This window comes from Gordonia sp. PP30, from assembly GCF_023100845.1.
Classification (GTDB): domain Bacteria; phylum Actinomycetota; class Actinomycetes; order Mycobacteriales; family Mycobacteriaceae; genus Gordonia.
On the sequence record NZ_CP095864.1, the window covers coordinates 1,742,014 to 1,761,546 of the forward strand.

Annotated in this window: 20 protein-coding genes and 1 tRNA gene; 9 read left to right on the forward strand and 12 right to left on the reverse strand. The window is 70.0% G+C overall.

Going from position 1 to position 19,533, the window contains the following annotated elements; translation table 11 throughout:
• The first annotated feature begins 3 nt into the window (after positions 1-3).
• Both MYK68_RS07905 and MYK68_RS07910 read left to right on the forward strand, forming a co-directional pair.
• A complete protein-coding gene (locus MYK68_RS07905) occupies positions 4-1,278 on the forward strand; it encodes an ATP-binding protein (protein WP_247867382.1) in 1,275 nt (424 codons plus the stop codon).
• A gap of 168 nt (positions 1,279-1,446) precedes the next feature.
• Positions 1,447-2,406 carry an IS481 family transposase gene (locus tag MYK68_RS07910; RefSeq protein WP_247867970.1) on the forward strand — a complete coding sequence of 320 codons (960 nt, stop codon included), beginning with the start codon at positions 1,447-1,449 and terminating at the stop codon, positions 2,404-2,406.
• A 70-nt stretch (positions 2,407-2,476) separates the two neighbouring features.
• Here MYK68_RS07910 and MYK68_RS07915 read toward each other — a convergent pair.
• The 5 genes from MYK68_RS07915 to MYK68_RS07935 form a co-directional block, all read right to left on the reverse strand.
• Positions 2,477-2,549 (reverse strand) — tRNA-His (locus MYK68_RS07915).
• A gap of 103 nt (positions 2,550-2,652) precedes the next feature.
• The gene (gene orn, locus MYK68_RS07920) at positions 2,653-3,249 is read right to left on the reverse strand and encodes an oligoribonuclease (protein ID WP_247867383.1); all 597 of its coding nucleotides are present in this window, start codon (positions 3,247-3,249) and stop codon (positions 2,653-2,655) included.
• A 52-nt stretch (positions 3,250-3,301) separates the two neighbouring features.
• Positions 3,302-4,111, reverse strand: a complete 810-nt coding sequence (cmrA, locus tag MYK68_RS07925) for a mycolate reductase (protein ID WP_247867384.1) — start codon at positions 4,109-4,111, stop codon at positions 3,302-3,304.
• A 163-nt stretch (positions 4,112-4,274) separates the two neighbouring features.
• A complete protein-coding gene (locus tag MYK68_RS07930) occupies positions 4,275-6,338 on the reverse strand; it encodes an NADPH-dependent 2,4-dienoyl-CoA reductase (protein WP_247867385.1) in 2,064 nt (687 codons plus the stop codon).
• 96 nt (positions 6,339-6,434) lie between these two features.
• The gene (locus MYK68_RS07935) at positions 6,435-7,058 is read right to left on the reverse strand and encodes a PadR family transcriptional regulator (protein WP_247867386.1); all 624 of its coding nucleotides are present in this window, start codon (positions 7,056-7,058) and stop codon (positions 6,435-6,437) included.
• 135 nt (positions 7,059-7,193) lie between these two features.
• On the opposite strand from MYK68_RS07935, the gene MYK68_RS07940 reads away from it, so the two are divergent.
• Positions 7,194-8,111 carry an SMP-30/gluconolactonase/LRE family protein gene (locus MYK68_RS07940; RefSeq protein ID WP_247867387.1) on the forward strand — a complete coding sequence of 306 codons (918 nt, stop codon included), beginning with the start codon at positions 7,194-7,196 and terminating at the stop codon, positions 8,109-8,111.
• Here MYK68_RS07940 and MYK68_RS07945 read toward each other — a convergent pair.
• The 6 genes from MYK68_RS07945 to MYK68_RS07965 all read right to left on the reverse strand — a co-directional run bounded on the left by MYK68_RS07945 (position 8,060) and on the right by MYK68_RS07965 (position 13,072).
• Positions 8,060-9,763: an ABC transporter ATP-binding protein gene (locus MYK68_RS07945; RefSeq protein ID WP_247867388.1), complete on the reverse strand. Its 1,704-nt coding sequence runs from the start codon at positions 9,761-9,763 to the stop codon at positions 8,060-8,062. The genes MYK68_RS07940 and MYK68_RS07945 overlap by 52 nt on opposite strands.
• A gap of 132 nt (positions 9,764-9,895) precedes the next feature.
• Positions 9,896-10,027: a hypothetical protein gene (locus tag MYK68_RS20780; protein ID WP_283255287.1), complete on the reverse strand. Its 132-nt coding sequence runs from the start codon at positions 10,025-10,027 to the stop codon at positions 9,896-9,898.
• Between the two features lie 161 nt (positions 10,028-10,188).
• Positions 10,189-10,329, reverse strand: a complete 141-nt coding sequence (locus tag MYK68_RS07950; RefSeq protein WP_247867389.1) for a hypothetical protein — start codon at positions 10,327-10,329, stop codon at positions 10,189-10,191.
• Between the two features lie 142 nt (positions 10,330-10,471).
• Positions 10,472-10,879 carry a molybdenum cofactor biosynthesis protein MoaE gene (locus tag MYK68_RS07955; RefSeq protein WP_247867390.1) on the reverse strand — a complete coding sequence of 136 codons (408 nt, stop codon included), beginning with the start codon at positions 10,877-10,879 and terminating at the stop codon, positions 10,472-10,474.
• A complete protein-coding gene (gene moaCB / locus MYK68_RS07960) occupies positions 10,872-11,828 on the reverse strand; it encodes a bifunctional molybdenum cofactor biosynthesis protein MoaC/MoaB (RefSeq protein ID WP_247867971.1) in 957 nt (318 codons plus the stop codon). The genes MYK68_RS07955 and moaCB overlap by 8 nt, the downstream gene beginning before the upstream one ends.
• 65 nt (positions 11,829-11,893) lie before the next feature.
• Positions 11,894-13,072, reverse strand: coding sequence for a molybdopterin molybdotransferase MoeA (locus MYK68_RS07965; RefSeq protein ID WP_247867391.1), 1,179 nt, complete (start codon positions 13,070-13,072; stop codon positions 11,894-11,896).
• Positions 13,073-13,166: 94 nt separating this feature from the next.
• Here MYK68_RS07965 and moaA point away from each other — a divergent pair, with 94 nt between their 5' ends.
• The 5 genes from moaA to MYK68_RS07990 all read left to right on the forward strand — a co-directional run bounded on the left by moaA (position 13,167) and on the right by MYK68_RS07990 (position 17,648).
• On the forward strand, positions 13,167-14,177 hold the full coding sequence (gene moaA, locus MYK68_RS07970) for a GTP 3',8-cyclase MoaA (RefSeq protein ID WP_247867392.1): 1,011 nt from the start codon (positions 13,167-13,169) through the stop codon (positions 14,175-14,177).
• A complete protein-coding gene (locus MYK68_RS07975) occupies positions 14,170-14,418 on the forward strand; it encodes a MoaD/ThiS family protein (RefSeq protein ID WP_247867393.1) in 249 nt (82 codons plus the stop codon). The genes moaA and MYK68_RS07975 overlap by 8 nt, the downstream gene beginning before the upstream one ends.
• A 117-nt stretch (positions 14,419-14,535) precedes the next feature.
• Positions 14,536-15,267, forward strand: coding sequence for a molybdate ABC transporter substrate-binding protein (modA, locus tag MYK68_RS07980; RefSeq protein WP_247867394.1), 732 nt, complete (start codon positions 14,536-14,538; stop codon positions 15,265-15,267).
• A 25-nt stretch (positions 15,268-15,292) separates the two neighbouring features.
• Complete coding sequence (gene modB, locus MYK68_RS07985) at positions 15,293-16,102, forward strand: molybdate ABC transporter permease subunit (RefSeq protein WP_247867395.1); 810 nt, start codon at positions 15,293-15,295, stop codon at positions 16,100-16,102.
• Positions 16,103-16,247: 145 nt separating this feature from the next.
• Positions 16,248-17,648 (forward strand): MFS transporter, encoded by a 1,401-nt coding sequence (locus MYK68_RS07990; RefSeq protein WP_247867396.1) that lies wholly within the window; start codon positions 16,248-16,250, stop codon positions 17,646-17,648.
• On the opposite strand, the gene MYK68_RS07995 is transcribed toward MYK68_RS07990, so the two are convergent.
• Positions 17,582-18,301 carry a hypothetical protein gene (locus tag MYK68_RS07995; protein WP_247867397.1) on the reverse strand — a complete coding sequence of 240 codons (720 nt, stop codon included), beginning with the start codon at positions 18,299-18,301 and terminating at the stop codon, positions 17,582-17,584. The two genes, MYK68_RS07990 and MYK68_RS07995, sit on opposite strands and share 67 nt — an antisense overlap.
• 101 nt (positions 18,302-18,402) lie before the next feature.
• Between MYK68_RS07995 and MYK68_RS08000 the strand changes: the two genes are divergently transcribed.
• Positions 18,403-19,512 (forward strand): uroporphyrinogen-III synthase, encoded by a 1,110-nt coding sequence (locus tag MYK68_RS08000; protein ID WP_247867398.1) that lies wholly within the window; start codon positions 18,403-18,405, stop codon positions 19,510-19,512.
• The last annotated feature ends 21 nt before the right edge of the window (positions 19,513-19,533 follow it).

The following is a 19,533-nucleotide window of genomic DNA, read 5'->3' on the forward strand; positions in this document are numbered from 1 at the left end:
GTCGTGCCGCGAGAACTCACCCGTGATTTCCGTCCGGAGGATCTGGACGAGATCCTGCATCTCTGGCAGCTGACCGCCACCGCCGACCCGGTGTACGGGCTCTCGGAGGTGATCGCCTCCTGCCAGCAGGACGACGCCGTTGTCGCCGTGGACGGGGACCAGATCATTGGCGCTGCGATCGGTCGGGCCGCACATAAGCAGGGCTGGATCGTCTTCCTCGGGGTGCGGCCCGAGTTCCGGGAGCGTGGGGTCGGAACGCGGCTGCTGGCGGCGCTGGAACGTCGGCTGGCTGCGCGCGGAATCGGGATCATCTCCGCCCTGATTCCTGAGCGGCAGAACACCCTCGATGACTTCGCGGGACACGGTTACGAGGTCAAGCACCATCTGCGCTACGCCGAGCGGCGCATACCGGTTCAGGGCCGGGACGTGTCGCTGCTGCGCAGCCTGGGCGGCAGACTGCTGCCCAGGGGACTCTGGGATGCGGTCGGCGGGATGACACGCGAGAAGGAGCTCTTAGAACGTCGGTTGGTGATGCCTTTGGCGATGCCTGATCTAGCCGCTGAGTACGGGTGCGCGCCGCCGCACGCCGTGGTGCTGTTCGGTCCCCCGGGCACGGGAAAGACGACCTTTGCCAAGGCCGTCGCGTCGCGCTTGGAATGGCCGTTCATCGAGGTCTTTCCGTCTCGGCTGGGTGGGAATCAAGCAGGTGTGGCCAGTGGTCTTCGGGAGACCTTCAGTCAGATCGCCGAACTGGATCGCGCCGTCGTCTTCATCGACGAGGTCGAGGAGATCGCCGCGCATCGCCGCGGTGACCCGCCGTCGCCGACTCAGGGTGTCACCAACGAATTGCTGAAGATCATTCCGGAGTTCAGGGATCAGGAGGGGCGACTGCTGATCTGCGCGACGAACTTCATCCGGGCACTCGATTCCGCGCTCTTGCGGCACGGTCGATTCGACTACATCATTCCGATCGGCCTCCCCGATGCGCTGGCCCGCAAGGCAATCTGGTCGAGCTACATCCCCGAGGGAGCCAGGGAACTGGTCGATGTCGAGAAGCTGATCGATAGCAGTGAAGGCCTGACGCCGGCAGACATCGAGTATGCCTCGCGCAAGGCCGCTCAGGTGGCGCTGGAGAGGGCGATCGACTCTCCCGACGACGCCGTGCCCGGACCCTCGACCGCGGACTATCTCGATGCACTGCGGTCCATCCGGCCGACCGTCCCGCCGGAGACCATCGACGAGTTTCTTGAGGACATCGAGCGCCTCGGCCGTCTGTGAGCGTTCCTGCCGCGAGTGCGGCGCCCGCCGCCGACGCATGTCGGCGCTGACCGGGCCGGAATGAGCTAGGTGTACCCGGCCATGAGGTTGGTAGCAGTGCCGTTGAGGTGAAGAGAGCCTCCGGGTGAGGTGTGGATTGTCAAGATTCACGCCGCCCAGGAGGCTCTCATGTCCCACCGTAATGCTCGCACTACGTATCAAGGCCGGCTGCTGATCATCGAGCGGCACCGCGCTGGTTGGCCCCAGGCCCACATCGCCAAAGGCATGGGCATCTCCCGTCGATGCGTCGCGAAGTGGATCAACCGCTTTGCGACCGAAGGAGAGCCGGGTTTGACCGATCGATCCTCGCGACCTCACACCTCACCGCGTAGGACCAGTGCCCAGGTCGAGGTGGCGATCGTCGAGCTACGCACCCGCGAGCGCCGCGGTCGGGACTGGGTGGCAGCAGAGCTGAACGCTGCTCCGCGGACGGTTTCGGGAGTGTTGGCCCGTCATCGGGTGCCGCGGTTGTGCGAGCTGGATTCGATCACCGGCGAACTGCTGCGCGCATCGAAGAAGACGACGGTGCGCTACGAGCGCGAGCGGCCCGGTGAACTGGTGCACATGGATGTGAAGAAGCTCGGCCGGATCCCCGACGGCGGCGGGTGGCGTGCCGAGGGGCAGACCACTCGGAACCACCGCTCGCGGATCAACAAGACACGGGTCGGTTACGACTACGTGCACTCACTGGTCGATGACCACTCCAGGTTGGCCTACAGCGAGGTCCTGCCCGACGAGAAGGGCACCACGTGCGCGGCGTTCCTCGAACGCGCGATCGACTACTTCTCCAATCACGGCATCACCCGCATCGAGCGGTTAATCACCGACAACGCCTGGGCCTACCGCCATTCGCTGCGCGAGGTATGTGCCCGGCACGGCATCGCTCAGAAGTTCATCAAGCCCCACTGCCCGTGGCAGAACGGCAAGGTCGAGAGGCTCAACCGCACCCTGCAGACCGAATGGGCCTACCGCCAGGCCTTCACCAGCAACGACGAGCGGGCAGCGGCCCTTGCGCCCTGGCTCGAACACTACAACACTCAACGTCACCACAGCTCGCTCGGCGGACTCCCACCGATCAGCCGCCTGTAACCAACGTGTTGGCCGGGTACAGCTAGGCCCTGACCCGCGTGGTCGCGGATCAGGGCCTAGTCCTCTTCGGGGTGAGTGACGGGACTCGAACCCGCGACAGCCAGGATCACAACCTGGTGCTCTACCAACTGAACTACACTCACCATCTCGGTGTCGTTCACATCGCCCGCAGGCGGTGTTCGCGAACCGGATTCATACTCTAGCCGCAATCCGGGGTGAACTCCAATCGGTTAGCGGCGTCGGCGTTCAGGCAGGTCCGAGCTGCTCCACTGCCGCAGCGACGGTCTCGGCGTCGGGGCCGGGCTCGGGGACGAAAGCCACCTGGCGGTAGTACCGCAGTTCCCGGATCGACTCGCGGATGTCGGCGAGCGCGCGGTGAGCCAGCCCCTTCTCCGGCTGCCCGAAGTAGATGATGGGGAACCAGCGCCGGCAGAGCTCTTTGATCGAGCTGACGTCGATCATCCGGTAGTGCAGGAATGCGTTGAGTTCGGGCATGTCCCGGGCGATGAATCCGCGATCAGTGGCGATCGAATTTCCGGCCAGCGGTACGCCACCGCCCGGAATGTGCTCGCGCAGATAGGTCAGTACCCGTTGCTCGGCCTCGGCGAGGGTGACAGTCGAGGCGCGTACTTCCTCGGTGAGGCCGGACGCGGCGTGCATCTTCACAACGACCGGCGGCATCGCGGCCAGCGCGGCGTCGTCGGCGTGGATCACCACGTCGACCCCGTCGCCGAGAATGTTCAGGTTGCTGTCGGTGACCAGAGCGGCGATCTCGATGAGTTTGTCCGAACTGGTGTCCAGGCCGGTCATCTCGCAGTCGATCCAGACGAGTTTGTCTTCCACGAACACCTACCCTACGTCGCACCGGTCCATGCGCGGCGGGCGAGTGGTCGGGCTACTCGCCTTCGCCGAGCTTGGCGTAGAAGGTGCCGACGATCGGGGCGACGATCGCGCGGGGAGTGTATCCGCCGGCGATGGACATGGCCTTCGACAGCGTTCCCGGTACGACGCGCATCTTGTTGCGGGATAGGGCGTCCAGACTCATCTCGGCGACGCGTTGACTGGAGTGCCAGAGGAAGTCGGGGACCATCTTGTCGACGATGGATGCTTCTTCGGCGCTGGGGGTCTGCGTCCGCACCGGTCCGGGAGCCAGCAATGTCACGTGGACACCCTGCCCGCTGACCTCACCCCGCAGGGACTCGCTGAAGGTGTTCACGAACGCCTTCGTCGCGGCGTAGGTGGCGTTGTTCGGGATCGGCATGTTCCCGGCCGCCGAGCCGACCATCAGGATTCCGCCCGCGCGGCGCTCCACCATCTGCGGGAGCACGGCGAGGGTGAGGTCGTGCACCGCGTTGACGTTGAGCAGTACCTGCGCTCGCTCGTAATCGGGGTCCAATTCGGCGACGGGGCCGAAGGTGGCGATCCCGGCGTTGTTACACAGGATCGAGATCTCGCGTCCGGCCAGTTCGTCACAGAGTCTGCGCGTGCCTTCCGGGTCGGACAAGTCGGCGGCGCGAACCTCGACCTGGACGCGGCAACGTTGGCGCAACTCCGCGGCGAGTGAGTCGAGGATCTGCCCCCGGCGGGCGACGAGGATCAGCGAGTGCCCACGGTCGGCCAGGACGCAGGCCAGGGCCATGCCGATGCCGGAGGAGGCGCCGGTGACGACGGCGCGTGCGGACGGATTCGGTGCGGGAAGAGCCATGCGGACATCCTAGGGTGCCTGGCCCGGCCGGCGGGCGACGCAGCGGCCGATGCCGCGATCGGGCGCAGCGAACAGCAGTGGATGCGACACCCGGACGCCCTTTACAACGGCTCCCAGCCGGCGGAATCGAGTCGGCGATCCGCACGGTCTGCGGCCTGCGCGATCACGGCAGTCCGGCTGCCACCTCGGTGCCCTGCCGGATCGCGCGCTTGGCGTCCAGCTCCGACGCGAGGTCGGCGCCGCCGATCACGTGGGTGGTGATCCCGGCCTCGGTCAGCGGGTCCACCAGATCGCGGACCGACTCCTGACCGGCACAGACGACGACGTTGTCGACCTCCAGCACGCGCTTGCCGGTCTCGTTGCCCTCCTTGTCGTGCAGGGTGAGGTGCAGGCCGTCGTCGTCGATCTTGTCGTAGGTGGCGCCGGAGATCTGCTCGACGCCCTTCATCTTGACGGTGGCGCGGTGCACCCAGCCGGAGGTCTTGCCGAGGGTCTTGCCCTGGCTGCCGGGCTTGCGCTGCACCATGTACACCTGCCGGACGGCCGGGACCGGCCGCGGCCGGGTGAGGAAGCCGGGGGTGTCGAGGTCCTCGGTGACACCCCACTCCTGCTCCCACTCCTTGAGATTGAGCGTGGGGGAGTCGTCGACGGTGAGGAACTCGGTGACGTCGAAGCCGATGCCGCCGGCGCCCATCACGGCGACCCGCTTGCCGACCTCGCGGCGGCCAAGCACGGCGTCGGCGTAGCTCATCACCATCGGATGGTCGATGCCCTCGATGTCCGGGACACGCGGGGTCACACCGGTCGCGACGACCACCTGGTCGAAGCCGCCGTCGATGATCTCCTGCGCGCTCACCCGGGTGCCGAGATGCACGGTCACGTTGTTGATGTCGAGTTGCCGGGTGTAGTACCGGATGGTCTCGTTGAACTCCTCCTTGCCGGGGATCCGGGCGGCGATGGAGAACTGGCCGCCGATCGAGTCACCGGCCTCGAACAGGTCGACGCGGTGCCCGCGCTGCGCGGCCGACACCGCCGCCGACAGCCCGGCCGGACCGGCGCCGATCACCGCGACCCGCTCGGCCCGGCGTGTCTGCCCGAGCGTCAGCGTGGTCTCCCGGCCGGCCCGCGGGTTCAGCAGGCAGCTCACCTTCTTGCCGACGAACGCGTGGTCGAGGCACGCCTGGTTGCAGCCGATGCAGGTGTTGATCTCGTCGGCACGACCGGCCGCCGCCTTGTTCGCGAAGTCCGGGTCGGCCAGCAGCGGCCGCGCCATCGACACGGCGTCGACCCGGCCGCGTTCCAGGATCTCCTCGGCGAAGTCGGGGGTGTTGATGCGGTTCGACGCGATCAGCGGGATGTCGACGACATCGCGCAGCCGCTCGGTGAACTTCACGAACGCGCCGCGCGGCACCGACGTGACGATGGTCGGGACCTGCGCCTCGTGCCAGCCGATGTCGGTGTTGATGGCGTCGACGCCCTCGGCCTCCGCCTTCTGGGCCAGCAGCGCGATCTCGTCGAACGTCTGCCCACCCTTGACGAAGTCGGCGACGGACTGGCGCAGGATGACCGGGAAGTCGCGCGGGACCTGGTTGCGGACCTCCTTGACGATCTCGACCAGGAACCGCTGCCGGTTCTCGGTGGAGCCGCCCCACTTGTCGGTGCGGTCGTTGGTGTGCGGGCAGAGGAACTGGTTGATCAGGTAGCCCTCGCCGCCCATCAGCTCGACGGCGTCGTATCCGGCGCGGCGGGCCAGCTTGGCGGCCTCGCCGAAGGTGCGGATCACATGCCGGATCATCTGGTCGTTCATCTTGTAGTGCTTGAACGGGTGGATGGGCGACGGTTCGCTGCCGGCCGCCACCTTCAGCGGCGTGTACCCGTATCGTCCGGCGTGGATGATCTGCAGCGCGATCTTGCCGCCCTCGGCGTGCACCGCCTTGGTGAACTCGCGATGCCGCAGCACATCGGCGTGATTGGTCATCTTGCCGGCGAACGGCAGCAGCAGGCCGGTGCGCGTCGGCGCGAAACCGCCGGTGATGATCAGCCCGACGCCGCCGCGCGCCCGCTCGGCGTAATACGCGGCGAGCTTCGGGGTGTCCCAGATCCGGTCTTCCAGGCCGGTGTGCATCGAACCCATGACGATGCGGTTGCGCAGCGTGGTGCCGCCGATCCGCAGGGGCTCGAAGAGCCTGGGGTAGTGGGCGTTCGGGGCTGTCGTGGGGGCTGCCATGACGGGGCCTTTCTTTCTAGGAGGGCGTTTCGACTCGATCTCGCCTAGCGGCTCGATCGGCTCAACGGGCTGGGGGGCGTTTCGACTCGATCTCGCCTAGCGGCTCGATCGGCTCAACGGGCGAGGGGTGGGTTTCGGCTCGGTCTTGTGGGGCTCGTTCGGCTCGGCGGGCTGGTGACCAGCGAGTTCGCGGCGGAGGGCGGCGAGGGTCTCGTCGCACCAGTCGAGGGTGGCCTGCGAGGCCCGGATGCCGCCGCGGAGCACCAGGTATTGGTGCAGTTTGCGGCCGGTCAGGGCGTCGGGGTCGGGGTAGTAGTCGCGCTCGAAGCCGAGGTAGAGCTCCAGCATCGCGGCGGTCTCGTCGCGGTGGGCCTGGAGTTCGGCGATGACGGCGCCGAGGTCGCCGAACTCGGCGGCCCGGAGTTTGACGCCGAGGTCGCTCCGCAGCGGCATGGCCGGCGTCGGACTGGCGACCCAGTCGGCGAGCAGATCGCGCCCGGCGTCGGACAGCGTGTACACCTTCTTGTCCGGGCGCCCGTCCTGGGCGACGTCGGTGTAGCTGACCAGGCCGTCGGCGTGGAGCTTCTTGAGGGTCCGGTAGATCTGCTGGTGCGTGGCCGACCAGAAGTAGCCGATCGACCGCTGGAACTGCTGGCTGATCTCGTAACCGGTCCCGGGCCGTTCCGCCAGGGACACGAGAATCGCGTGGTCCAGTGCCATGTCGCCACTCTATCCATGCATCACCGCTCTATGCAACAGTGTGACTATGAACCAAGGTGAATATAGCTCGGCGGAAGGCGACTCGGGGACCAATGGCACGAGCGGTGCGGACCGGATGCTGATAAGACTGTGGCTGTGAGTGAATTCCGACGTATCGCCCTGCCGGGGAACGGCCCAGAAGACGTCGTGTGCCTGCCCGACGGGCGGGTGGTCGCCGGTCTGGACGACGGCCGGCTGGTCTCCGTCGATCCGGCGACCGACGCGGTGGAGGTCCTCGCCGACACGGCCGGCCACCTGCTCGGACTCGAAGCGCTGGCCGACGGCTCCCTCGTCCTCTGCGACCACGACCGGGGGATCCTCCGGCTGGCGGGCGGCCGCGGGCGGCCCGAGGTGCTGGTCGACACGGTCGACGGCCGCCCGCTGCACTTCGCGAGCAATGTGGTCGCGGCACGCGACGGCACGCTCTACTTCACCGCGTCCTCGCAGCGGTTCACCATCGACCACTGGCGCAGCGACATCATCGAGCACTCCGGCAGCGGCCGGCTGATCCGCCGCACGCCGGACGGTGTGGTCGAGGTGCTGCGCGACGATTTCCAGTTCGCGAACGGCCTGGTCCTCGCGCCCGACGAGTCGTACGTGCTGGTGGCCGAGACCGGTGCCTCGCGCATCACCAAGCTGTGGCTGACCGGCGACACCGTCGGTGAGATCGAGGTGCTGATCGACGGCCTCCCGGGCTATCCGGACAACATGTCGATCGGCAGCGACGGGCTGATCTGGTGTGCCCTGGCGTCGCCGCGCAATCCGATGCTGGAGGGCATCTTCAAACTGCCGCTGCGTGCCCGCCGGGTCCTGGCCCGGGTGCCCGAACGTCTCGGGCCGTCACCGGAGGACGTGGTCTGGGTGATCGCCTTCGACTTCGACGGGACCCTCGTGCACGACATCCGGCCGGACGGCATCGACTACACCTTCGTCACGAGTGTCGCCGAGCGCGACGGGGTGCTCTACTTCGGCACCATCGTCGACAACGCGCTCGGCGTGCTCACCCTCGACTGATCCCGGATCCGGCCGTCGGCCAGCCGGAGGATCCGGTCGGCGATCGCCGTGAGGCGCGGGTCGTGGGTGATCAACAGGGTGGTCTTGCCCGCCGTCAGCCGCCGCAACGGGGCGACGAGGGTGTCGACCGATTCGTCGTCGAGCGCGGCCGAGGGCTCGTCGAGCACCAGGATCGGGGTGTCGCGGAGGATGGCGCGGGCGATACAGATGCGCTGCCGCTGGCCCCCGGACAGTTCCAGTCCCTCGCTGTGCAGGACGGTGTCGTAGCCGGCGGGCAGCGCGCTGATGAACTCGTGCGCACCGGAGTCGCGGGCGGCCGCGACGATCTGATCCGGCGACGCGTCGCGCCGCCCGTAGGCGATGTTCTCCGCGATGGTCCCCGGAACGATCGCCGGGGTCTGCGGGAGCAGCGTCACGTGCTCGCGGACCGAGTCGCCGGTGACGGCGGCGAGATCGTGGCCGTCGAGCAGGACCCGGCCGGACGACGGCTGTTCGAGTTTCGTCAGCAGTGCGGCGAGCGACGACTTCCCGGTGCCGCTGGGGCCGATCAGGACGGTCAGGCGCCCCGGTTCCAGGGTCAGGTCGACGTCGTCGAGCACGACGCGCGGTCCGCGCCGGAAGGTGACGCCCTCCATCGTCAGCGCGGTGCCGGGCACCTCGACGGCGGTCGCCTCGGGATGATCGGCCAGGTGCGGGTCCTCGTCGAGCAGTTCGGCGATCCGGTCGGCGCTGACCGCGGTGGAGGCGAGGGTGAGGCGCAGTTCGGCCAGCTGCTGGAATTTCGGGTACAGCATGGCGAGGTAGCCGGTCAGCGCCAGCAGCTGGCCGACGGTCAGGTGTCCCTGCCGGACCTGCCATACCCCGGTCAGCGTGACCAGGAGCGTCACGACCACCTCGGCGCCGCCCATCACGGCGCCGAAGCCGGCCTCCAGCCGGGTCTCGCCGATACGGGCGCGCGCCCAGCGTCGTCCGTGCCGGTGCAGCCGATCGGCCTCCCGCGGCCGCTGGTTGTAGGCGACGGCGGTCTCGTGCGCGGCGAGCGCGGTGGTGATGGCATCGGCGATGTCGCTGTTGGCCTCTCGCTCGGCCCGCGAGACGCGGAGCTGCGCCCGGCTGAACAGCGCGGACAACAGCCACAACGCGGGAGCTGCGCCGAGGGCGACACCGGCCACGACCGGATTCATCAGGAAGGCTGTGACCACCAGCCCGACGATGTTGACGACGGCGACGACGAAGCCGAGCAGGCCCGACGCGATGAGATGCTCGAGCGCTTCCAGATCGGCGGACAGCCGGACCACCAGGTCACCGAGACCGCGCCGGCGGTGCGCGACCGGCGACAGTCGTTGCAGGTGTGCGAACACCCGGGTGCGCAGGCGCAGGACTGTGCGCTCGGAGGCGGCGGTGGCGATCAGCGCGCCGGCGTAGTCGGCCAGCGACGACGCGGCGGTCAGCCCCAGCCAGACGGCGGCGAGCCCGGCGAACTGCTGCCAGGTGCTGGCGTCCAGCGCGCCGTCGACCAGGTCGGACAGGACGAAGATGCCGACCGCGTCGGACGCGGCGGCGGCGAGCAGCAGGATGCCCGCGTAGATCAGCCGGCCGCGTTCGGCCCGGATCTCGGGCCGGAAGCGGCCGATGGCGGCCAGGGGAGACATGGGTCCTCTTCTGGGAGGTGGGAAGCGGGCGACGGTGACACGACGACGCCCGCCGCGCGCGCCGGCCGAGAGGGGAACTCGGCGCGGCGCGCGCGGCGGGCGCTGTCAGTCGGGAATCAGATCAGTCGGGAATCAGATCCACTGCCAGATCCAGCGGTGATGACGGCGATCCCACACGCGCTGACGACGGCGGCGGCGCGGCGGGGTGTGCTGCGGGGCGCGTCCGTGGTTCGGGGCGGTGGGATGCGGTTCCGGGTGACCCATGAGGTACTCCTTTTCAGCGAGTAATTCTTGCTGTCCGGTAACGGCTTTCGTTCTCCGGTGAGATTCAAGTTACGAGGCGAGCCTGATGTTGGGCTTCCGGTAACCTGGCCGTCTTCTGTCAGTGATGAATGCCCGGGTAGGCGGGCACTATCGGCGTGGAATCAGCTCCACTGCCACACCCAGCGGTGGTTGCGGCGGTCCCACACGCGCCGGCGGGTACGGCGGCGCGGCGGGGTGTGCTGCTGCGGCCGCTGCTGGTCGCCTCGGTTGGGGGTGTTGTTGTGCGGTGCCGGGTTGGCCATGACACTCTCCTTCTCAGCGGATGAATCTGGCTGTCCGGCAACGGCTTTCGCTGTCCGGTGAGATTCAAGGTAGGAGCGGAGTCTGGTGTTGGGCTGCCGGTAACCTGGCCTTCTCCTGTCAGTGACGACGGCCCAGGTCAGGTCACGTCTGGCAGGCGTTGACCCAGGCGCGGTCGCCGTCAGCATATGCCTCGTGCTTCCAGATCGGGACGTTTGTCTTGATCTCGTCGATCACTCGCTCGCAGACGGCGAACGCGTCGCCCCGGTGCGGCGCGGCGACCGCGACGACGACGGCGATCTCGCCGATGGCGAGGTCGCCCACCCGATGTTGCGCGGCGACGCGGATGTCGCCGGCGCGATGGCGCGCCAGGACCGCTTGCAGAAAGCGGTCGGCTTCGGGGTGCGCCTCGTACCGGAGGGCGGCGACGGCCCGGCCGCCGTGATGGTCGCGGACCACGCCGCTGAAGGTCACCAGTGCGCCGTCGGCGTCGGTCAGGACCCGCTGTTCGCAGTCCCGCGGATCGAGCGGCCGGGACAGGATGTCACTCACGATGCCCCCGTCCGGCGGCCAGCTCGACCAGGTGGTCCAGGATCGGCCCGAGGACGTCGAGCCCGTCGGCGACCCCGCCGGGGGACCCGGGCAGATTCACCACGAAGGTGCCGCCCGCGAAACCGGCGAGCCCGCGGCTCAGCGAGGCGAGCGGCGTGGCGCCGCGGCCGCGGTCCCGGATCGCCTCGGCGATACCGGGCACCTCGGTGGTCAGGACCGCGGCGGTCGCCTCGGGCACCAGGTCGTCGGCGGTGGGGCCGGTGCCGCCGGTCGTGACGATCACCGCGGGGAACGCGGCGAGGGCGGCGCGCAGCGCACCGTCGATGTCGACATCGGCCACCACCGTCACGCCGTCGACGTCGAATCCGCGGGCGGCGAGCCAGCCGGCGATCACCGGTCCGGTCCGGTCCGTGCGCTCGCCGGCCGCGATCCGGGTGGAGGAGACCAGCACCGCGGCCCGGGTGGTCGGGTGCAGCGGGGGCCGTCCGGCCGGCGGAGCCGGAGCGGGAACGGGCGGGGTGTCGTCCCGCGTCCAATGGCCGCGCCGGCCGCCGGTCTTCTCGCGCAGCCGGACGCAGGTCAGCTCGGCGGCCGGGTCGAGGGCCTTCACCATGTCGTGCAGGGTCAGGCCGGCGACGGTGACGGCGGTGAGCGCCTCCATCTCGACGCCGGTCCGCCCGGTGGTGGTGGCGGTCGCGGTGATGGCGACGGACTCGGGCTCCAGCATCAAGTCGACGGCCACCTTCGACAGCGGCAGCGGATGGCAGAGCGGAATCAGCTCGCTGGTCCGTTTGGCGCCCTGGATCCCGGCGATCCGTGCGGTGGCGAGCACATCCCCCTTGGCGACGCCGCCGCCCCGCACGGCGTCGATCACCGCGGCGGTGGTGTGGAAGCGGCCCTCGGCGACGGCGGTGCGGACGGTGACGGCCTTCGCCGAGACGTCGACCATCGCGGCGGTGCCGTCGGCGCGCAGGTGTGTCAGTCCGCCCGGGCCGGCGGGCTCGGGGGAGCCGGTCAGGTCAGCGGCCACGTCGTCACCTCCCGGCCGGCCGCGACACGGGTCTCGACCGCGTCGATCTCGATGAGATGAGTGGCGTGCGCGGCGGTCACCGCCAGATGGCTGCCGGGGCCGCCGAGAGGCAGGACGGTGCCTTCGGGGGTGCGCACGCCCCGCAGGAACTGGGTCTTGCCCGGAATGGACTCGACCTGGCGGGCCAGTCGTGCCTTGCCGCGCGGCAGGGCGGGCAAGCCGGCCAGGTCGCGCAGGATGTCGCGCAGCAGCACCTCGAACGAGACCAGGACGCTCACCGGGTTGCCCGGGAAGCAGATCACCGGGACGCCCTCCCAGGTCGCGAGACCCTGTGGACCGCCGGGCTGCATGGCCGTCGGGCCGAACCAGCCGTGCCCGCCGAGGGTCTGCCGGACCGGCTCGCGCTCGCCCATGGAGATGCCGCCCGAGGTCAGCACCAGATCGGCGTCGAGGCAGGCGGCGGTGAGCACGGTGGGGAAGTCGCCGTCGTCTCCGGCGGAGGCGACGAACACCACCTGGCCGCCGTGCTCGGTGGCGAGCGATTGCAGGACGAGGGAGTTGGATTCGAAGACCTGGCCGCCGACCGGTTCGGTGCCCGGCCGGATCAGTTCGCTGCCGGTGGAGATCACCGCCACCGCGGGACGCCGCCACACGGTCACGGTGCGCACGCCGCTGGCCGCCAGCGCCCCGAGATGGCGGGGGCCCAGCCGGGTGCCGGCCGGCACCACCCGGTCCCCGGCGCCGACGTCGGTGCCCGACGCCCGCACGAAGTCACCGGCGGTGGGGGCGGCCCGGAACGTCACCTGGCCGTCGGCCTCGGCCGACTGCTCCACCGGGATCACCGCATCGGCGCCGTCCGGGAGCGGTGCACCCGTCATGATCGCCATCGCGGAGCCGGGCTTCAGCTGCGGCCGGGAGGTGTCGCCGGCGAAGATCCGCCCGCTGACCGGCAGCGGGCGGCCGGTGGTGATCTCGGCGGCCCGGACCGCGAAGCCGTCCATCGCGGAGTTGTCGAACAGGGGAAGTGCGTACGGCGCGTTGGCATCTCGCGCCGTCACCCGCCGCAATGCCGAGGAGACGGGGATGGTCTCGGTGCGGCCGGCGAGGCCGGCCAGATGGTCGGCCATCGCGGCGCGATGCTCGGCGACGGGTCTGCGATTCACGGCTCCCAGCCTATCCCGCGCACCGCGCCCGGCCGCCGCTTCCCGCGCCGCTCACGCCCGATTGAGAGCAGCCGATTCCTGCTAACGTGGCAGTGTGTCGATTGCGGAGGTCCGGGCCGGTTCGGTGCTGGTCGACGCTCTCGGCCGCCGCGCCCGTGACCTGCGCATCTCGCTGACCCAGGCCTGCAATCTGCGGTGCCGCTACTGCATGCCGGCCGAGGGGCTGCCGATCATGCCGCGTTCGGAGCTGCTGTCGGCGGACGAGGTCGCGACCCTGGTCGACGTGGCGGTCGACCAGCTCGGCATCGACGAACTCCGGCTCACCGGCGGCGAGCCGCTGCTGCGCCGGGATCTGGAAGTCCTGATCGCGCAGATCCGCGCACGACACCCCGGTCTGCCGATCGCCCTCACCACCAACGGGCTCGGCCTGATCCACCGGGCGGCGGGGCTGGCCGCGGCCGGACTGTCCCGGATCAACATCTCGCTCGACACCGTCGACCGCGATCTGTTCGCCCGGATCACCCGCCGGGACCGGCTGCCCGATGTGATCGCCGGGATCGACGCCGCCCGCGCGGCCGGCCTCACGCCGGTGAAGATCAACGCGGTCGCGCTGAGCGAGACCCTGCCGGGCGCCCCGGACCTGCTCGCCTGGTGTCTCGATCGGGGCCTGGAACTCCGCTTCATCGAGGCCATGCCGCTCGACGCCGACGGCGGCTGGACCAAAGACGCCTACGTGACGGCCGGGCAGGTCCTCGAATCCCTCGGCACGCGTTTCGCGCTGACGCCGATCGGCCGGGTGGACCCGGGTGCTCCCGCCGAACGCTGGTGTGTGGACGGCGGTCCCGGCACCGTCGGGGTGATCGCCTCGATGACCCGGTCGTTCTGCGGGGCCTGCGACCGCACCCGGATCACCGCCGAGGGACGCGTGCGCCCGTGCCTGTTCTCCGACGACGAGATCGATCTGCGCGCGATCCTGCGTTCGGGCGGCGACGCCGCGGACCTGGCCGCCGCCTGGCGGGAGGTCACCTGGCGCAAGTCGCCCGGTCATCTGCCGGCCGACGTGCTGACCCATCCGCGCCGGTCGATGGGGGCCATCGGTGGCTGAGACCATCACCGTCACCTATTTCGCGGGCCTCGCCGAGGCCACCGGCTGCCACCGCGAACGGCTCGACGTCGCCGAGGCCACCGTCGACGGCCTGCGTGCGGCCGTCGCCCGGCGGCACGGACGCGACGCCGGAGCACTCGCCGCGGCCAGTTCGGTGCTCGACGGCGACGAACTGCTGCGCGACCCGGCGGCGCCGATCGGGGCCGCCGTCGATCTGCTCCCGCCCTTCGCCGGTGGATGACAGCGCGAGGCGATAGGTTTGCCTTTCGGAACACCCACGCCGCGATCGAGCGCTCCGCCCGCGCGGCACGCCCGTCGACGCAGAAGGTGAATCATGAAGTGGAGAAGGCTTGTCGGAGTGACCGTCGCGATGGCGGCGACGGTGGCCGTGGCGGCTTCGGCGACGGCGTGCAGCTCGGACGGCGGGAAGTCCGCTGACGCCAAGACGATCCGGGTGATGGCCGCGGCGTCGCTGGTCGACGTGATGAAGCCGCTGAACTCGGCGTACGGCGACGAGCACGACGGTGCCAAGGTGCAGCTGGACACCGGCGCGTCGTCGGCGCTGGTGCAGAAGCTCAAGTCCGGCGCCAAGGCGGACGTGCTGATCACCGCCGACACCGAGACGATGGACAAGGCCGTCAAGGACGGACTGGCCAAGGACCCGGTCGTGATCGCCACCAACAAGCTGGTGATCGTGGTGCCGAAGGGCAACCCGGGCAAGGTGACCGGGCTCGACTTCTTCACCAAGGAAGGCAACCGCGCGGTGATCTGCGCCAGCGAGGTTCCGTGCGGCCGCGCCGCGGAGCGGGCGATCGCCGCGATCGGCGGCACGCCGCACCCGATCAGCCGGGCCGTGGACGTGCGCAACGCGCTCGGGACGGTGACCAGCGGTGAGGCCGACGCCGCCCTCGTCTACGCCACCGATGCGGCGTCCGCGGGCGACAAGGTGGAGACCATCGAGATCCCCAACGCGCCGGTGGTGCAGTACCCGGCGTCGGCGCTGACCGATGCGGGTAAGGACTACGTCGACCTGCTGACCTCGGACAAGGGCAAGAAGATCCTGGCCGACGCCGGCTTCGGCGCCCCGTGACGGAACGCCGCACGGCCATCGCGTCGTGAGTGGCCACCGGCCGAACACCGGGCTCCCGGCACCGATCGCCGGTGTCGGGATCCTGGGTGCGGTGGTGATCGTCGCACCGCTGGTCGCGCTCGCCTGGGCCGCACCGTGGGGCCGGATGTGGTCGCTCCTCACCGCGTCGGACGCCATGGCGGCCCTCGGGCTGTCGATGGGCGCCGGGATTCTGGCGACCGCACTGGCGATCCTGCTCGGAGTGCCGCTCGCGGCGGTGCTGGCCTCCGACGCGATCCGGCCCACCCGGCTGGTGCGCCTGCTGGTGATCGTGCCGATGGTGATGCCGCCGGTCGTCGTCGGCACGGCGCTGCTCACCCTGCTGGGCCGGCGCGGTCTGCTGGGCCGGTATCTCGACGCGTGGTTCGACTGGACCCCGACGTACACCTTCTGGGCGGTGGTGATCGCGCAGCTCGTGGTCGCGATGCCGTTCCTCGTGGTCAGCGTCGAGGCGTCGCTGCGCACCCGCAACATCGACGCCGAGGAATGCGCCTACACCCTCGGCGCCGGCCGGCTCACCACGTTCTGGCGGGTGACCCTGCCGGAGATCCGCGGCGGTATCGCCGCCGGTGCGGTGATGTGCTTCGCCCGCGCGCTCGGGGAATTCGGCGCCACGATCACGTTCGCGGGTAACGTCCAGGGCGTCACCCAGACCATGCCGCTGGCGATCTACCTCGATCTGCAGCGCGACGACGACGCCGCCATCGCGATGGCGGTCGGTCTGGTGGTACTCAGCATCCTGGTGCTGGTCGTGATGCGCGGCCGCTGGATGCCCGCGCTGTCGTCGCCGCACTGACTCGCCGCGCCTTCTCACAGCCGTCGTATCCGCCCGGAGAGGACTTGCTTACCTCCGGGAGATTCGCGCGCCGCCGGACCGGAAACATGGCGTTCGTACGGTCGCTCTACCCGGACACGCCGGGCCCGAGCGCAAGGAGGAACCCATGCCGCGCAAGCGACCTCACACGATCACCGACTGGGACCCGGAGGATGTCGCCGCCTGGGACGCCGGCGGCGCGGCCATCGCCCGGCGCAATCTGATCTGGTCCGTGGTGGCCGAGCACGTCGGCTTCTCGGTGTGGTCGCTCTGGTCGGTGATGGTGCTGTTCATGCCGTCCGACGTCTACGGCATCTCGCTCGGCGACAAGTTCCTGATCGGCGCCGTCGCCACGCTGACCGGTGCGCTGCTGCGCTTCCCGTACACCATGGCCACCACCCGTTTCGGGGGCCGCAACTGGACGGTGTTCTCGGCGTTCGTGCTGCTGATCCCGGTGACCGCCACCATCGTGCTGCTGGCCCATCCGGGACAGCCGCTGTGGATGTACCTGGTGTGCGCCGCGCTGACCGGTCTCGGCGGCGGCAACTTCGCGTCGTCGATGACCAACATCAACGCGTTCTATCCGCAGCGGCTCAAGGGCTGGGCGCTCGGGCTGAACGCCGGTGGCGGCAATCTGGGCGTGCCCGCGGTGCAGTTGCTCGGTCTGCTGGTGATCGCGTGGGCGGGCAACCGGCAGCCGTACTGGGTGTGCGCGTTCTACCTGGTGGCGCTGGTGATCGCCGGAATCGGTGCGGCACTGTACATGGACAACCTGGAGGGTCCCGGGGTCGATCTCGGCGCGATGCGCGCGGCGCTGGTCAACCGGCACACCTGGACCGTCTCGCTGCTGTACATCGGCACCTTCGGTTCGTTCATCGGCTTCTCGTTCGCCTTCGGCCAGATGCTCGCGCTCTCGTTTCGCGACCAGGGGCAGTCGGCGGCGCAGGCCAGCCTGCACGCCGCGCAGATCGCCTTCCTCGGACCGCTGCTCGGCTCGATCAGCCGCGTCTACGGAGGAAAGCTGGCCGACCGCTTCGGCGGCAGCCGGGTGACCTTCGCGGTGTTCCTCGGCATGATCGCCGGCGCCGCGGTGCTGCTGGCCGGCGGCGGCTCGATCGCGCTGTGCGCGGTGGGCTTCGTGCTCCTGTTCGTGCTCTCCGGCATGGGCAACGGTTCGGTGTACAAGATCATCCCGTCGGTGTTCGACGCCGCCGCGCGCACCCTGCCGCTCGACGAGGCCGGCCGCGCCGCCTATTCCCGCTCGATGTCGGGCGCGGTGATCGGGATCGCCGGTGCCCTCGGCGGTCTCGGCGGCGTCGGGATCAACCTGGTGCTGCGGCAGTCGTACGCGTCGACCGGCGCGGCGACCACCGCGTTCGCCGTGTTCGCGGCCTTCTACGCGGTCGCCGCCCTGGTGACCTGGCGGATGTATCTGCGGGCGCCGCAGGGCGCTCTCCGGCGTCAGGTCGATTCGAAGGTCAGCACCGCGATGCGGGTCTCCGGCTCGAAGAACAGTATGACGTCGTGACCGCTCCACCCGCGCAGCCCGTGAATGGGGCACCGGCCGATATAGGTCAGCGGGCGCCCGTCCCGGAGGGTCAATCGGTGCCCGAGTTCGAGCGCCGCGGGCGGTCGGTACTCCGACCAGTTGCCGAACGACAGCGGGCCGCCGAGCGACTCGACGGACGCGCGTGGGCGGGGACTGTCCGAGTTGGGGTCGGGTCGATCCCAGGGTTCGCCGAATTCGAGGATGCGTTCGTCACGCCACAGCCGCTTGAGACGCTCATAGTTCCGGCCGACCTCGGCGTAGAACTCTTCGACCTGCTCGGGATCATCGACCGCGCCGAGGTTCTCGATCTCGAAACAGCGGGGGTCGCCGAGGAACCGATAGCGGCCGTCGTCCTCGACCCGGAACGCGATCCAGTTGAGTCCGACATGGTCGTCGTGGTGTTCGGTCGTCCGGTATCCGACGTACCCGTATTGCGCGTCGACCGGCGTGACGAAGTGGATCCGCCCCGTCCATTCCGGATCGAACGCGCTGAGCTCGACGGAAGCCAGCGGATACAGAACCCGGTGCAGCCACGGCTGGTCGTCGACGAAGACCCGGTCGGCATCGGGAAGCACGGTGATCCGCGGGTCGGGGCCGGTGATCCGCTCGCCCGAGGGCGCCCGACTGCTCATGCTCGCGCATGCTACTGGACGCGCAGACCGCCACCGGCGGCGTTCGGCCGGCCGAACATCGTGGGTGCGGAGCGGTGTATCCGGTCTGCGACAATTGCCTCATGACCAGCCTGACCGGATTCACGGTCGCCGTCACCGCGTCCCGCCGGGCCGAGGAGTTCGCCACGCTCCTGCAGCGGCGGGGCGCGCGGGTGCGCAGTGCCGCGGCCATCGCGATCGTGCCGCTGCACGACGACGTCACGCTCCGCGCGGTGACCGAAGACCTCATCGCCGACCCGCCGGACGTGCTCATCGCGACCACCGGTATCGGCTTCCGCGGCTGGATCGAGGCCGCCGACGGCTGGGGTCTGGCCGAGGATCTGCTCGCGGCGCTCGGGCGCGCGCGGGTGATCTCGCGCGGCCCCAAGCCGACCGGCGCGCTGCGCGCCGCGGGGCTGCGGGAGGAGTGGTCGCCGGAGTCCGAGTCGACCGCGGAACTGCTCGCCATGCTCACCCGCGACGATCTGGACGGCCGCCGGGTGGCGGTGCAGCTGCACGGCGCGACGGACGAGTGGGATCCCAATCCGGGCTTTCTCGACGGACTCGTCGAGCTCGGCGGCCGGGTGATCGGGGTGCCCGTCTACCGGTGGAAGATGCCCGACGACCGGGACGCGCTCGACGCGCTGATCACCGATCTGGCCGGTGGCCGGATCGACGCGGTGACCTTCACCTCGGCGCCCGCCGTCGCATCGGTGCTGATCCGGGCGGCCGAACTCGGCCTGTCCGGGCCGCTGCGCCACGCGCTGACCGAGCGGGTCGTGGTGTACTGCGTCGGCCCGGTGACGGCCGCGCCGCTGGAGCGGATCGGTGTCCCGAGCGTGGCGCCGGACCGGATGCGCCTCGGTGCGCTCGCGCGGCTGGTCGGGGAGGATCTGCCCGCGCGCCGTCCCGAACTCGATGTCGCCGGGCATCGGCTCGGGGTGCGTGCCGATGCCGTGGTGGTCGACGGATCCGAGTGCGAGGTGTCGGCGACCGGGCTGGCCCTGCTGAAGGCGCTGGCCGTCCGGCCGGGAGAGGTGCTGTCCCGGGACACCCTGCTGGAACTGCTTCCGGCCGCCGGCGACGACCCGCACGCCGTCGAGGTGGCCATCGGCCGGCTTCGCACCGCCCTGGGCGCCCGCGAGATCATCGCGACGGTCGTCAAGCGCGGCTACCGCCTGGCGGTAGCCTGATCCGCCGGGTATGGTAGTTAC

Coding starts and splice junctions, on each gene's coding strand:
- MYK68_RS07990 (WP_247867396.1), top strand. CDS start 16,248: ATGCCGCGCAAGCGACCTCACACGATCACCGACTGGGACCCGGAGGAT.
- cmrA (WP_247867384.1), bottom strand. CDS start 4,111: ATGGCTCTTCCCGCACCGAATCCGTCCGCACGCGCCGTCGTCACCGGC.
- MYK68_RS07930 (WP_247867385.1), bottom strand. CDS start 6,338: ATGGCAGCCCCCACGACAGCCCCGAACGCCCACTACCCCAGGCTCTTC.
- MYK68_RS07935 (WP_247867386.1), bottom strand. CDS start 7,058: ATGGCACTGGACCACGCGATTCTCGTGTCCCTGGCGGAACGGCCCGGG.
- moaCB (WP_247867971.1), bottom strand. CDS start 11,828: ATGGTCGACGTCTCGGCGAAGGCCGTCACCGTCCGCACCGCCGTCGCC.
- MYK68_RS07995 (WP_247867397.1), bottom strand. CDS start 18,301: ATGAGCAGTCGGGCGCCCTCGGGCGAGCGGATCACCGGCCCCGACCCG.
- MYK68_RS20780 (WP_283255287.1), bottom strand. CDS start 10,027: ATGGGTCACCCGGAACCGCATCCCACCGCCCCGAACCACGGACGCGCC.
- MYK68_RS07910 (WP_247867970.1), top strand. CDS start 1,447: ATGTCCCACCGTAATGCTCGCACTACGTATCAAGGCCGGCTGCTGATC.
- MYK68_RS07950 (WP_247867389.1), bottom strand. CDS start 10,329: ATGGCCAACCCGGCACCGCACAACAACACCCCCAACCGAGGCGACCAG.
- MYK68_RS07945 (WP_247867388.1), bottom strand. CDS start 9,763: ATGTCTCCCCTGGCCGCCATCGGCCGCTTCCGGCCCGAGATCCGGGCC.
- MYK68_RS08000 (WP_247867398.1), top strand. CDS start 18,403: ATGACCAGCCTGACCGGATTCACGGTCGCCGTCACCGCGTCCCGCCGG.